This is a genomic window from archaeon CG10_big_fil_rev_8_21_14_0_10_43_11 (assembly GCA_002763265.1).
Taxonomy (GTDB): Archaea; Nanobdellota; Nanobdellia; order PEZQ01; family PEZQ01; genus PEZQ01.
In genome coordinates, this window is sequence record PEZQ01000007.1 from 38,832 (window position 1) to 50,993 (window position 12,162).

General features: G+C 41.3%; 15 protein-coding genes. 9 read left to right on the plus strand and 6 right to left on the minus strand.

The window, feature by feature from the left end; translation table 11 throughout:
• Positions 1-5: 5 nt before the first annotated feature.
• Together COT72_03630 and COT72_03635 are read left to right on the plus strand one after the other, a co-directional pair.
• Positions 6-296 (plus strand): hypothetical protein, encoded by a 291-nt coding sequence (locus COT72_03630; GenBank protein ID PIN99901.1) that lies wholly within the window; start codon positions 6-8, stop codon positions 294-296.
• Positions 274-1,062 carry a hypothetical protein gene (locus COT72_03635; protein ID PIN99902.1) on the plus strand — a complete coding sequence of 263 codons (789 nt, stop codon included), beginning with the start codon at positions 274-276 and terminating at the stop codon, positions 1,060-1,062. The genes COT72_03630 and COT72_03635 overlap by 23 nt, the downstream gene beginning before the upstream one ends.
• Positions 1,063-1,129: 67 nt before the next feature.
• Here COT72_03635 and COT72_03640 read toward each other — a convergent pair whose 3' ends face one another.
• Positions 1,130-1,291, minus strand: a complete 162-nt coding sequence (locus tag COT72_03640) for a hypothetical protein (GenBank protein ID PIN99903.1) — start codon at positions 1,289-1,291, stop codon at positions 1,130-1,132.
• A gap of 123 nt (positions 1,292-1,414) precedes the next feature.
• Here COT72_03640 and COT72_03645 point away from each other — a divergent pair, with 123 nt between their 5' ends.
• From COT72_03645 to COT72_03660, 4 genes are all read left to right on the plus strand, one after another.
• On the plus strand, positions 1,415-4,177 hold the full coding sequence (locus tag COT72_03645) for a hypothetical protein (GenBank protein PIN99904.1): 2,763 nt from the start codon (positions 1,415-1,417) through the stop codon (positions 4,175-4,177).
• Complete coding sequence (locus COT72_03650; protein ID PIN99905.1) at positions 4,174-4,470, plus strand: hypothetical protein; 297 nt, start codon at positions 4,174-4,176, stop codon at positions 4,468-4,470. Before COT72_03645 ends, COT72_03650 begins: the two co-directional genes overlap by 4 nt.
• Positions 4,471-5,169: 699 nt before the next feature.
• Entirely contained in the window at positions 5,170-5,640 is a 471-nt protein-coding gene (locus tag COT72_03655) for a hypothetical protein (GenBank protein PIN99906.1), read from the plus strand.
• On the plus strand, positions 5,637-6,092 hold the full coding sequence (locus COT72_03660) for a hypothetical protein (protein PIN99907.1): 456 nt from the start codon (positions 5,637-5,639) through the stop codon (positions 6,090-6,092). Before COT72_03655 ends, COT72_03660 begins: the two co-directional genes overlap by 4 nt.
• Before the next feature lie 52 nt (positions 6,093-6,144).
• Here the strand turns inward: COT72_03660 and COT72_03665 are convergent, their stop codons facing one another.
• Positions 6,145-6,405 carry a hypothetical protein gene (locus tag COT72_03665; protein ID PIN99908.1) on the minus strand — a complete coding sequence of 87 codons (261 nt, stop codon included), beginning with the start codon at positions 6,403-6,405 and terminating at the stop codon, positions 6,145-6,147.
• A gap of 125 nt (positions 6,406-6,530) precedes the next feature.
• On the opposite strand from COT72_03665, the gene COT72_03670 reads away from it, so the two are divergent.
• Together COT72_03670 and COT72_03675 are read left to right on the plus strand one after the other, a co-directional pair.
• Positions 6,531-7,172, plus strand: coding sequence for a hypothetical protein (locus COT72_03670; GenBank protein ID PIN99909.1), 642 nt, complete (start codon positions 6,531-6,533; stop codon positions 7,170-7,172).
• A gap of 49 nt (positions 7,173-7,221) precedes the next feature.
• Positions 7,222-8,394, plus strand: a complete 1,173-nt coding sequence (locus COT72_03675) for a hypothetical protein (protein ID PIN99910.1) — start codon at positions 7,222-7,224, stop codon at positions 8,392-8,394.
• Positions 8,395-8,427: 33 nt separating this feature from the next.
• Here the strand turns inward: COT72_03675 and COT72_03680 are convergent, their stop codons facing one another.
• From COT72_03680 to COT72_03690, 3 genes are all read right to left on the minus strand, one after another.
• Positions 8,428-8,667, minus strand: a complete 240-nt coding sequence (locus tag COT72_03680; protein PIN99911.1) for a hypothetical protein — start codon at positions 8,665-8,667, stop codon at positions 8,428-8,430.
• 101 nt (positions 8,668-8,768) lie between these two features.
• Positions 8,769-9,002 (minus strand): hypothetical protein, encoded by a 234-nt coding sequence (locus tag COT72_03685; protein ID PIN99912.1) that lies wholly within the window; start codon positions 9,000-9,002, stop codon positions 8,769-8,771.
• Positions 9,003-9,022: 20 nt separating this feature from the next.
• On the minus strand, positions 9,023-9,907 hold the full coding sequence (locus tag COT72_03690) for a hypothetical protein (GenBank protein PIN99913.1): 885 nt from the start codon (positions 9,905-9,907) through the stop codon (positions 9,023-9,025).
• A gap of 104 nt (positions 9,908-10,011) precedes the next feature.
• On the opposite strand from COT72_03690, the gene lysS reads away from it, so the two are divergent.
• Positions 10,012-11,445 carry a lysine--tRNA ligase gene (lysS, locus tag COT72_03695; protein ID PIN99914.1) on the plus strand — a complete coding sequence of 478 codons (1,434 nt, stop codon included), beginning with the start codon at positions 10,012-10,014 and terminating at the stop codon, positions 11,443-11,445.
• Positions 11,446-11,450: 5 nt separating this feature from the next.
• On the opposite strand, the gene COT72_03700 is transcribed toward lysS, so the two are convergent.
• A complete protein-coding gene (locus COT72_03700; protein PIN99915.1) occupies positions 11,451-12,131 on the minus strand; it encodes a hypothetical protein in 681 nt (226 codons plus the stop codon).
• Between the last annotated feature and the right edge of the window lie 31 nt (positions 12,132-12,162).

Consider the following 12,162-nt stretch of genomic DNA (forward strand, 5'->3'; position numbering starts at 1 on the left):
GCACTATGGCAGGGGAATGGATTGTATCACTTCCATGGTTAAAAATCGCGTACGCAGTTGTTGCTATTCTCGTAACAGTCATATTATATAAGCTTATTCAAAGCGTTGAAGATGAGGAAGAACCGGCAAAGGATGAGGAGAAAAAACGCGTTGAAAGCCTTCCTTGGAATGAGTTTAAAGCAGTAACAAAAAAAGCAAAAAAAATCAAGAAAGCGAGAAAAACCATTGAGATGGAGGACGCGTTTTACGAGGCTAAGGAAATAAAAACAGATTATGGTGAAAAAGAATATGCCTGATGGCGCGCGTGTTATTGCAATTGTAAGCGGCAAGGGTGGTGTGGGTAAAACAACAACTGCCGCAAATCTTGGTGTTGGTCTTGCGTGGAACTATAAAGAAGATGTGATTTTAATTGACGCAAACACAACGTCTTCCGGGCTTGGCCTGCATTTAGGAAAATATTGGTACGAGATTTCTCTCAATGATGTGCTCAATGGCAAAGCACATATTAGCCAGGCAATGTACGCGCACCCAAGCGGGGCGCGGCTCATTCCTGCAACCACACATCTGGATAATTTGGACACTGACCCTAAGGAATTAAAAAAAGTCACGAAATCGCTCAAACCCTACGTGGATTATATTCTTCTTGATTGCGCGCCAACCCTTGGCGATGAGAGCACAGCAGGCATTGATGCTGCTGATGAGATTATTCTTGTTACCAATAATGACTGGCCAAGCCTGCTTGAAGCAAAGCGCACGCTTGAGTATGCAAAGCACCATAAAAAAGCAATTCTTGGCGTGATTCTCAACAAAAGCCCGCCACTCAATGACGCGATGCGCGAGAAATTGGAAGCAACCCTTGGCGTGCCTGTTCTTGGCACGATTAAAAATGATGAGAAAGTAACGGAGAGCATTACGCGCCGCGTTCCGGTTATCCACTCATTCCCGTACGCGAACGCAGCAAGCGATTATGTGACCATTCTTGAAACAGTAACGGGTGAGAAATTTTATGGCAAGACCTCGTTTTTTGGCAAACTCTTATCGCGCGTAGGATTAAAAGAGTGAGCACGGACGGTTTGAACAGGTTTCTACGTGCTATAATAACGTTTTTCTGTAAGAATAAGCACGTGGTTTAGTCTTCTTCAACAAGCATGATTGGAATGCCGTCTTTGACTTCATATTCGCGCGTGCATTTTGTGCATATAAGGTATTCTTTTTTTCCTTTCTTTTTTTCAGCCACGTCTGCTTTGCACACTGGACACGCGAGTATTGCAAGCAGTTTCTTGTCAACCATACTCACTTCATAGTGTGCTCATGTATTAAATGTTTTAGGGGAAAACAGCTACTAACACAGGGTTTTGAATATCTAGTAAAAAGCGCAATAATGCCTTTATAACCTAGTTAAAATTCTCAATGCATGCAGCGTCATCTCCTGCTCATTTTCCTTATGTTAATAGCCATTTCTGTGGCGTACGCACAAGAGTATGAAAGTGATGCATGCACCACTGTTTTTGAGCAGGTTAGTTCCTGTGAGAGGTATGCGAGTTGTGAGAAAAGCACTACTACTATTCTTGATACGTGCTACAAGAATGAAACGTGTTTGCGCACTAAAACACAAGAGTGCGCGCCTCACACGGTTTCTGGAACGTGCGAATCAACAGCGTGCACAACTCCTTCATACGCGTGCAATTCGCGCTGCGAACAATACGGCACAAAATGGGATTCGTGTGCAACGCGCGAACTTGAGCCAACCGAGCAGTGCACTGCGTACGAGACCACGTGCACTGATACGTGTAAAGGCGGGTTGGTAATAAAAACCGGCTGGTTTGGTATTCCCTACCCCTGGTGGGATTCGTGTGCGTCAACGGTGCAAACGTGCACAACAACGTGCAGTGCAACGCGGACGGTGTGGAGTGCGGGTGATTGTAAGGGCGGCTACGTTACTGACACGAGTAATTGCGTAAAAGAAGCGCATGACACATGTTATGACTGGTCAAAAACAACCTGCTCAACTGCGTATTATTCGTGTGCTCAAACCGCAACCACGTGCGAGGTGTGCGCCCAGTACGAGCAAGTCCCGTATGATTGTTCTAACACGATTACCACATACACGGCTCATATCCAAGAATGTGCAAATCAGGAACCAGACTTACATCTGCGCGTGTGCAAGGGTTATCCCTGTAATGAAGTGAGCACGCTTGATGTCGGCTTAGCGTATTATCTTTCTTACACGCTTGAACACGTGTATCATGCGGGTGTTGCTGACGTGCTGGTGAGCATTAATGGTGACGCGCAACGCTTGCAAACAAGCGCGTATCAAAACGCGCAAGGAACCTATCCGTTCACTGCACGCGAATCTAATGAGTTTGCTATTATTGTGACTGACCAGATTGACGCAGAGAGCAGTATTCAAACATTCATCATTAACGCACAACAACCCGTGCAAGAGCAATACGCGCACGCAGTTACTACACCATTTAACGCACAAGATGGCAGTGGCAAGCGTGCTGCACGCACGCATGACGCGAGTGGTTCAGCAACGGGACTGGTTGTTCTTGGTGGCGTTGTTGGCGCAGCAGGTCTTGCGTATTTCACGCGCGACACGCTCCTTCCATTGCTTATCAGTATGATTCCTGTTGTGGGTAACGTAGTTGACCTTGCGCAGGTTGCGTGGAAGAAAATTAAAGGAATGGCGTTGAGCGTGTGGGATTACGTGATTAGTGGTTTTTCAAGTCTTGGTCTTGGCGCTGATGTCAGCGCAGTTCTTGGCGCGCTTGGCGCTATTGCAAGTGGGGGGATTAGCACAGGAGCAAGCGTGCTTGGTGTTGCAACTGATTTGGTGTCTGGTTTTGTGAAGTTCATAATAAAACAAACAATCAAGAACGTGCAGGAACTGTTCATGCTGGGGCTCAAGGCCGTTGGGCTCGTAGCAAAGGCGCCAGCAAGCCTTATTGATGGTGTGCGATTTGCAGGCAGGCTTGTGAGCAGAGTACTTAAAAAATTCAAATACCTTCTCACAACGGGCGGTGATGTTGTTGCAAACGTGTCTAAATTCTTTAACAAAATCAGCGAATACCTTGCTATTTTATCCGGCAAGTATCTTGGCGTGACGCTCAACACAAGAACAATTCAAATCGCAGACACGTTTGGCTTCACCGGAACGCCTTTGCTCGCCATTGATGATGTACTCAAAAAAGGCATAAACATTGAAGACGACGTGCTCAACTGGCTTAAAACAAAAGGGAAGTCTCTTGGCGTTCTTGGAGAAAAAGAGCTCTCAAAGTTGCTCAAGATTACAAACCTCGACGACTTAAAAGCAATCAAACGATTTTTAGACAATCAAGATGGAAGTTTAACACGAACATTAGCGCTAGTTCTATCCAAAGAAAATTTACTGAAGGTCGCAAAAATGGAGATTCCTGTTTTAATCAAACAGGATGGAATTACCAGAAATATTAATGACATAATTCCTGAAATGGAACGTGCTATTGAACATATGAAAGAAATGAACAAAGTCGGAGTCAGTAAGATAATTTTAACTAAATTAGATGGTTCTACTGGCTTGTATCGCTTCAAAAATAATGAAGCTACAATACTTCTTGATGCTTCAAAACTAACAGGACCAAAAAGATATGAAACCAGTGTTCACGAAATTGGTCATCATTTCTTCCAAGTTAGGCAATCCACGTTGAATGGAAAAGTAATAACAAATGAGGCTCTAACCGAGCTTGCTCATTCAATAAATCAGAAATTAAATCACCAATATAATATAGAGTTATTCAACAGCTATAGCGGCATAAAAAAGCGAGTTGATGTTGTTGAAAATCAACTTAAGGATATGGCGGTACATCTACTAGTTATAGAGAATAAAGCCGTGATTGATTACAAAACATATTTTGCTGGTTACGACCAAAGAATGAATATGCCAACTATGACTAATTTATTTACTGCTGTTGAAACAGGAAACACTAATAAAATAATTGAACTTGTAGCCAAAAAGAAGATAGTTGTTCCTTTCCTAGGTGAAACAAGAGTACTTGAAAATTATCTCGATTTTGAAACTGCTAAAAAGCTAGCTTCAGCAAGAGCAAGTATAGCCAGTATTACAAGTTTAAAAACATATTCTGAAGATATTAATGTTATAGCTACAGAATATGCAAAACTTAGAGGTGCAAGATGATAAAGAGGAGCGAAGTTGAAAAGGTAAGAAGAGAATATTACAAAAATTTTACAGCAGAAGAGATACAAAAATTAGAAAAACATCGTAAAGAACGGCAACTATATGCTAAGCATCAGGGCAAAACCGAAGAAGAGATATTAACCTACGATCTTAAAGATATATTGGTTCGACTATACTCAATATATGTTGACAAGAAAAACAAATCAGAAGCAGAAAAAATACGAACGCGTCTTATCAAAGAGTTCCAGACGGATCCTGAGGAACCAGAAATATTTGATATCCACGAATTCTAATTAGACTACTATGATAATAAATCTGCGCAGACGGGAGTGGTTGGAAAATTGAGATTAGTTCACTCACTTGTGATAAAAAAACATTCTTGATTACAAAACATACTTTCAAGGATATTCACAACGGATGCAACCAAAAATCATGGATGATCTCTTAAAAGCAACAATACAAGGAGATACAGAATTGATTGAACGAATTGTTAAAAAAGACCAAACTATTGTACCAATTCTAGGGCAAACAAAAACTCTCTTGGTCATGGGAAAAACAGATATTATATAGAAAAAACGATTCAACCAAAAACTATAGAGAATATTAAATTAATTATTGAACAGATAAATAACATACCCTCTTTAAAAACCTACGCTGAAGATATTATTATATTAAAAGACAAATTTTCAAATTTATATGGCAGACTTAACATTAAATGGTAAATAAGAACGATGTTCAAAAATTTAGAGAACTATATTATAGGCGGCTTAGCACTACTGAGATAGATAGTGTAGAAGATAATCGAAAGAAAATGCAAAAGATAGGAGAACAACATACACTAACAAAGGTATTGATGAAATTGTATTTGGCTCACTTGTAGGTGCTGTTGGCCAGTATGATATTTTGATAACATAAAGAGGATTACCTATAATTCAGCTGATTTAGCTCAACTTAGTGATGATGCCCTTTACTCACTTGCGCATCATGAATTCATGCATGCATTCACCGCAGTTCATAAAGAAGAAGTATTGGATGCTCTATTTGACGCAGGCGTAATGAAGGGCAACAAAGAAGCTATGAATGCAATACAAAATGAAGCGCACGACTTGCTCACCCTTAAGTATCAAGAACTTGTTTCAACACCCCAAGAGTTCCAGCGATTCAAAAAGGGATATCTTGAACTACTTGAAGACACGACTCATGGTATCTCTGAAGTCAAATTAATGACTGAGAGACCTAATATGCTGGATACAGATTGGTTAGTCACTTTATTAAAAAACCCAACTGAACGTGCAAGCATAGCCGAATGGTTTGTTGTTGACCCAAAAGCAGAAGAGATGTGGACTGGATTATTACAACAACTCACTACACTCCATTACAACCCCACACTTATGAATTACAACGTGGAGATAAAGCATTTAAGTGATGTGTATACAAAAATATATGAGAATCCGATAAAATGAAACTAAGCAAAGAAGATATCTTAAAGAAATTGGAAGATGCTAGAAAAGAATATATGACAGAACGGGCTAAGCTTCGTAAGCAATACCCGGAACTGGCTAAACATGAAGAGGAAGGTATTAGATTACATGAAGAACGAGAAAAAGAAAAACAAGATTTTTTAAATTCCTTAACTCCTAAACAAAAAGAATTGCGCGAACGAATTACCCCAGTTATACGAGCAATAAGTTTCTATCAAGGAAAGAAGTATTTTACAACTAAAGACGAGATGCAAGATTACATCGTCAAAGGTTCAAAGAAACTTGAAAAAGAAATGGACGAACTTACAAGCATCCCCCTTAAAGACATCCAAAGCGTTCTTATGGGCTTGCAAAGAGACCGCATAACAATAGCATACACTAGTTACAAAGAAACAGGAAAAATCTCTCTTTGGTTTGTTACTATCACAGGATAGAGAACTAAAATTAACTGGTCTGAAAATTCAATCCAGATTTCCTTCTTTATTTTCATGCAACCCTAACTGCTTTACTAAGCAAAGCTTTTAATTTTGGATTATTATTGTAAATCCAAGTAATTCCTTTACTTCCAATAATAATCTTACCACTCTTGTCAAGGTACTCCAAAATTAAATTAAGTGTTTGGTGCATGATTTGAGTAGGAAGTCGTCTTTTCAGTTCGCTTTTGCTGATGACTGTATCTGCATCTTGCAGAACCTTCTCTACAATAAGCACAGTTTTCAGATTTGGATAATGGAGTATTTCTTGCATTTTTAGGTTACCTCATATAAAGTTATATATGATGTTTCTATTTTTTAAGACCTGACCCTTAAATTAATAATTTTTTTGATTGCGTATAACAACCGTTAAAAGTGCGAAGTTTCCAAAAGTACTGTATGAAAAGCAGTGATGCAAACCGCATCCTTTCATCCCCCTTTAAGGATATTGCACGATTTCTTGGCGCATTGCTTCTTGTCATGTTCTCATTTCTTATTATTCCCGGTGCCATGCTGCTTGGTTACATGGTGCGCGTCGCGCAAAGCGAGAAAAAACGCAGCAAGACGCTTCCTGAATTAAACAATTGGAAAGAACTGGCTATAACTGGGTTTAAAGTGTTTGGCATCCTGCTCTTCTGGTATGTCATAATCTTGCTTATTAACATCATCCTTGGCTTGATTGGAACCAGCAACCGACTCATCTCTCTTGGCGCGCTTGCTATTAGTTTAGTTTTGAGCGCGTCACTGCCACTTTTTGTGAACGTGAGTATTGTGCGCTTAGCCGTGAAAAAGAATTTTTTCAAAGCACTCACGATTCGCGAAGTAGTTGCTGATTTGCGCAAAAAATTGAGTCAGTACGTGCTTCTTATTGCCATGTTTCTCATCTTGACTGCAGTGCTCCAAGCAATCATAGGGCTCTGGATTCTCACCACACTTACCCTAGTGAACTTGCTTGTGTTTATTGTCTTAATCATATTCATCGGCACGTACTCACAAATCATTATTGTCAAACTCTTTGCACGCATCTATTATGACACGTGACCATTCTTAAGCCAAAACTTTTTAACAACCCACAACCGTTAAAACAGGTATGGGAGCAGGAGGGCGCGCACTCTACTATCTTGAGAAAATACCGTTGCTCAACATCCCCGTAAAAATTCTTGCGCGCATAGGAGACTTTTTCACGCGCGGAGGCTTTAGCGCAGCAAAGCGAAGTTCAGACAAGAATGATATGCTCTACTACCAGTCAGGAATGATAAAGACTCAGAAAAAAATGGCTGACGCGCTCACACACCCGCAACTCAAACAAGACGCGCAACAAACGCTAACAAAACTTCATGATAATGACGCGTTGACGGCACAACTGCTTGAACGCGTAATGCACTACAACTTTCCGCAAAAAGAAAAAGAACACTACAAAGCAGCAGTCACGTTCGCAACAGGCATGAACTTAAACGAAGCTAACACGCAAATGGTCAGCGTCATTGACCAAGACCTTCGCGTTCGCGAGGGTGAAGAAAAGCAGGAAGCAAAAAACTTTGAAGCATACATTGCAAACCCGCACTACCGCGACCAGCTCACCACGTGGGACATCATCAAATACTTAGAACTCTTAGCAAACGACCCAAACCTCACGCGAAACCAAGCAGGTGAAGCACTCTTCGACACTAAAGACGCACGCATCAAACAAGTCTTTGACCTCATACAAGAACGCGACGCTGAGCGCATCAAAAAACTCAACGCACTTTTTGAACACTTCCAACAATCAGGCATTAACGAACTTTTCGAACAACTCGGAAAAAAAGCAGGTGAAGTATCAAAAGCCCTCAAAAAATTCGAAATGGTCATAACAAATGAAATAGAAGACCAGAATGTAGCAGGACGATTGGGAACTGTTGAAACAGATATCCAGAAACGAATGCCCCAGCTTAATTTAGAAGTAAAAGAGCAACTGACACGTATAGACGAATTGAAGAAGATTTATACCACTAAAGAAAAATATCCTCAGCTTACAATCACAAAAGTGTTGCACTCTGAGAGAATTCTTTTTGATAACGCTATCAAATCGCTAAACAAACTAACACAAATAAAAAACGAGCTGGAACAAAGTAATCAACTCGTGAAAGAACCCTCAAAAGAACTTTCAAGAATATTCTCATTTGACGCAGAAGGAGAAAGACTCGCCAATAATCTAACACAAACATTTCAAAAACTCAGCGAAAAAACACAAAAGACAATACAAAACATAGCACGAACCGCTTAACTCATAAGCTCTTCAAAAAGATTAGCGAACTCTTCACCAGCTCTCCATCTCTTCAAGAAGCTTAGCTAACTCTTCACGATCCTTTTTACTTTCTTTTGCCATCTCATCAAACCGCTCGCCCATCTTGACCAAATTATCATGAAACGCATCCCATGATTTTTCAAAATTAGTTGGCTTTCTTCCATAGACCGGCTTTTTTTGAGGATTATACACATCATCTGACATAACTAATACACTATCCCGCAACACGCCTTTTAAATCTTTCTTATCCATTTAAATACAAAACCCTAACAGTATCAGAATTAAGATACGTGGAAAAGATTTCCAAGAAAATACTCCCTGGCTACTGAAACAAAATAATTGATAATGAAAGTTTACCGTTTTTCGCGCAAAACCATAAGAAGCATTTTCATGCGCTCAACTTCTGAACGCATATACATAAGCTGTTTGAACATTTTCTCGCTACGCTCTTTTTCCTCTAACAAAAAACGCCGCATGAGCTCAAGCTTGTTTTTTGACGCGCCCTTTGACTGAGGCGGAATAAAATAGCGATAATCCACTTTATTACTATTTGAAAACATGCTCCCGATCTTTGCAATAAAACTCATAACCAATATACTCCTCTTTGTTAACCGCGACGCGGAAGCGCGCGATCCGAAATAATTCTTAACACGCTCTCCAGTTTTGATGCGGCATCGTCATACGCGCTCTTGTCCATTGCCGCGCGAAACGCTTCCAACTCTTTTACGCACTCCTGCCAGATAGCACGCGTGTAATGGTACAGTGAATAATGAAAGTCATTCAATGTTTGGGGGTGGTCAGCGTTCGCGCTTCGATTCAAACCAAGACCTGCTGAACGCATATTTCCCACTTCAAACACGCCTATCCGCTCTGACGTGTTCAAACCTAATATTTTTACAACTGACTCTGAACCTATGAAGTACGCAAGAACGCCGGCAAGGTTTGAAACGGCTTTTTGCTGGTTGCCTGCTTTTCCGCCTTCCTTAAACGCGTCTTTAAAATCGCCGATTGCTTTTCTGAAATTGAGATCAAGCGCTTTTTCAAGTTCTCGCATGCGGTAGCGAAATATTTCAAGTGATTTTCCCAATGAATCAGTTTTTCTCGCGCGCACGCCTGAGAGGTTGCCAATCTTTTTTTCACCAGAACCAAGAAACGCCACGTACGCAGCGTTGTTTCTTGCTGAGATAGTTTGCACTAACGCAGTACTATACGCTTGCAGGAACACAAGCATGTGGTCAACAGGACCAACTTGGCTAAACTGGCGGTCCATGCGCGCGTTTTTGCCACCAAGAATAAGTGTTCGCGCATTATCAATCAACTCGTCCGCGTTGAACATGCCGCGCGCTTTAGGGTAGTACACATTATCAACGGCAAGAGAACTGGTTCTTCGGTCATTTCTTAAACGTGCCAGATATTTTGAGAAGTAGTCAATCCAATTGTCAAACCAATCGCCTTTTGCAGTGTTGATATCAGACTTGAATTCCTCCACCATACCCAAACAATAGGGAAAACGATGCTTAATAAGTTTATCATAAACGACACACTAGAAAATCCTGAATAACTTTTTTAAGCGTTCATGCCATTAAGTTGAATAGTATGGCGCACGAATATGACACGCTCAAAAATGTAGAAGAACAAGGCATCACACCTTACCCGTACGAGTTTCAGGTAAAACACCAACTTGCTGATGTGATTTCTCAAAAGAAGATGAAAAAAACATATCACACAGCAGGGCGTGTTAAGATTGTTCGCGATTTTGGAAAACTCATATTTGCAGATCTGCATTCTGATGGCAAGCGCCTCCAAATCAGTTTGACACGCGATAATCTTGGTGAAGAAGCGCACAAACAATTCAAAAAAACCATCGTAGCAGGAGACATTATTCAAGTAACCGGCACACTTTTTTATACACATAAAAATGAGCTCACACTGCAAGTCAAAAAATTTAAACTGCTTGCAAAATCGCTCTACGACCTCGCCTCAAAATGGCATGGGCTCAAAGACCCCGAACTTCGATACCGACAACGCTATCGCGACATGATACTTAATGATAACACCACAAAGCTCTTACTCATGCGAAGCGCAATTGTTTCTCAGATGCGAAAAACTCTTGAGAAAAAGGGATTTGTTGAAGTAGAAACACCTATTCTCCAACCCTTGTATGGGGGTGCAAATGCTGAACCATTCAAAACACATTATCACGCGCTCAAACGCGACTTCTACTTGCGCATCAGTCCTGAACTCTACTTGAAACGCTTAACAGTAGGGGGCATGGAGCGCGTGTTCGAGATTGGCAGAAACTTTCGAAATGAAGGCATTGACACCTCGCACAGCCCTGAATTTAGCATGCTTGAAGCATACCAAGCCTACGCTGACTATGAAGACATGATAAAACTCAACGAAGACTTGTTTACTGATATTCTCAAAAACGTGCTCAAAAAAACAACATTCACTATTAAAGAACAAAAAGTGAGCTTCAAACCACCTTTTGCGCGCATCACCATGATTGATGCAATCAAGAAATATGCCGGCATTGACGTCAACACGATGAGTGAAGAAGATTTGAAGCGCGTGCTCAAAAAAGAAAAAATTCCCATCAGACCCGCATTCACGTGGGGGTGGGGTGTGCAGGACGTGTTTGAACACTTTGTAGAACCAAAACTTGTGCAGCCCACGTTTGTTATGAGACACCCAAAAGAAACAAGTCCGCTCTGCAAACCCTGCGAAGATGATCCACGACTTATTGAACGATTTGAGCTGTTTGCGGCTGGACGAGAACTCTCAAACGCGTACACTGAACTCAATGACCCTCGAATTCAAGAAGAATTTTTTGCCATGCAGCAAGAGCTCAAAAAACGCGGCGACAAAGAAGCACACGAACCAGACACTGATTTTGTTGACGCACTCAAATACGGACTACCCCCCACTGGCGGGATTGGTATGGGTATTGAGCGCCTGCTCATGCTTCTTCTCGAAAATGAGAGCATTCGCGACGTCATGTTCTTTCCCATGCTCAAAGAAAAAAAGTAAAGCAGCTACAGTTTCTTATAGGTTTGAACCATGAGCGAACGCTTCATACCAAAAAATGCGGGAATGCTCAAGACTAACACCCATCGTGCAAAACGAAAAAAGCCAACACGCTGAAAGCGGCGCGCAGACGTTACCACATGGCAGTCAAGCTTGGAAAATGTGTATTTCTTTTTTGCAAGCTTTCGAGACACGTACACGTTCCACACGAGCACATCCGCGTTCGCGTAATCCACTTCTTTAAGCACGTTTTTTCGCACAAAAAACGCGTCATCGCCCCAACTAAAACGAAACCATGCGTGAAGCTGATTTGCAAGAAATGAAGCAACACGCGCGCCAAAACCGCTCACATCATAATCAAGCGTGCACACGCCATAGTCAACCCCGGCCTTAAGTGCGCTATCAATCGCGTCAAAATAGTTTACCGGAACAAGAGTGTCGGCATGAATTGTGCAGACCACGTCACCACGCGCAGCACGAACACCTTCTTCTAACTGGTTTTTAGGAGACTCACAGAGGATAACTTTCGCTTTTGGAATGCGCGGAGGATTTTCACTGCCCCCATCAACCACAATCACCTCAACTTTGCTTCGCGCCTTTACAATTGCATCAATGCATGACATAATACGTTCATGAGTTTCATTTAGAACAGGAATAATTACGCTGTATTTTGGACCAAACAATGCCATGATACTGATATACCCTCTTTTAAGGATTAAA

What these genes read in the sequence shown, in the direction of transcription:
- COT72_03640 (PIN99903.1), bottom strand. Translation starts at nt 1,291, where the DNA reads ATGGTTGACAAGAAACTGCTTGCAATACTCGCGTGTCCAGTGTGCAAA.
- COT72_03650 (PIN99905.1), top strand. Translation starts at nt 4,174, where the DNA reads ATGATAAAGAGGAGCGAAGTTGAAAAGGTAAGAAGAGAATATTACAAA.
- COT72_03645 (PIN99904.1), top strand. Translation starts at nt 1,415, where the DNA reads ATGCAGCGTCATCTCCTGCTCATTTTCCTTATGTTAATAGCCATTTCT.
- COT72_03685 (PIN99912.1), bottom strand. Translation starts at nt 9,002, where the DNA reads ATGAGTTTTATTGCAAAGATCGGGAGCATGTTTTCAAATAGTAATAAA.
- COT72_03655 (PIN99906.1), top strand. Translation starts at nt 5,170, where the DNA reads ATGCATGCATTCACCGCAGTTCATAAAGAAGAAGTATTGGATGCTCTA.
- COT72_03665 (PIN99908.1), bottom strand. Translation starts at nt 6,405, where the DNA reads ATGCAAGAAATACTCCATTATCCAAATCTGAAAACTGTGCTTATTGTA.
- COT72_03700 (PIN99915.1), bottom strand. Translation starts at nt 12,131, where the DNA reads ATGGCATTGTTTGGTCCAAAATACAGCGTAATTATTCCTGTTCTAAAT.
- COT72_03670 (PIN99909.1), top strand. Translation starts at nt 6,531, where the DNA reads ATGAAAAGCAGTGATGCAAACCGCATCCTTTCATCCCCCTTTAAGGAT.
- COT72_03690 (PIN99913.1), bottom strand. Translation starts at nt 9,907, where the DNA reads ATGGTGGAGGAATTCAAGTCTGATATCAACACTGCAAAAGGCGATTGG.
- COT72_03630 (PIN99901.1), top strand. Translation starts at nt 6, where the DNA reads ATGGCAGGGGAATGGATTGTATCACTTCCATGGTTAAAAATCGCGTAC.
- COT72_03660 (PIN99907.1), top strand. Translation starts at nt 5,637, where the DNA reads ATGAAACTAAGCAAAGAAGATATCTTAAAGAAATTGGAAGATGCTAGA.
- lysS (PIN99914.1), top strand. Translation starts at nt 10,012, where the DNA reads ATGGCGCACGAATATGACACGCTCAAAAATGTAGAAGAACAAGGCATC.
- COT72_03635 (PIN99902.1), top strand. Translation starts at nt 274, where the DNA reads ATGGTGAAAAAGAATATGCCTGATGGCGCGCGTGTTATTGCAATTGTA.
- COT72_03680 (PIN99911.1), bottom strand. Translation starts at nt 8,667, where the DNA reads ATGGATAAGAAAGATTTAAAAGGCGTGTTGCGGGATAGTGTATTAGTT.
- COT72_03675 (PIN99910.1), top strand. Translation starts at nt 7,222, where the DNA reads ATGGGAGCAGGAGGGCGCGCACTCTACTATCTTGAGAAAATACCGTTG.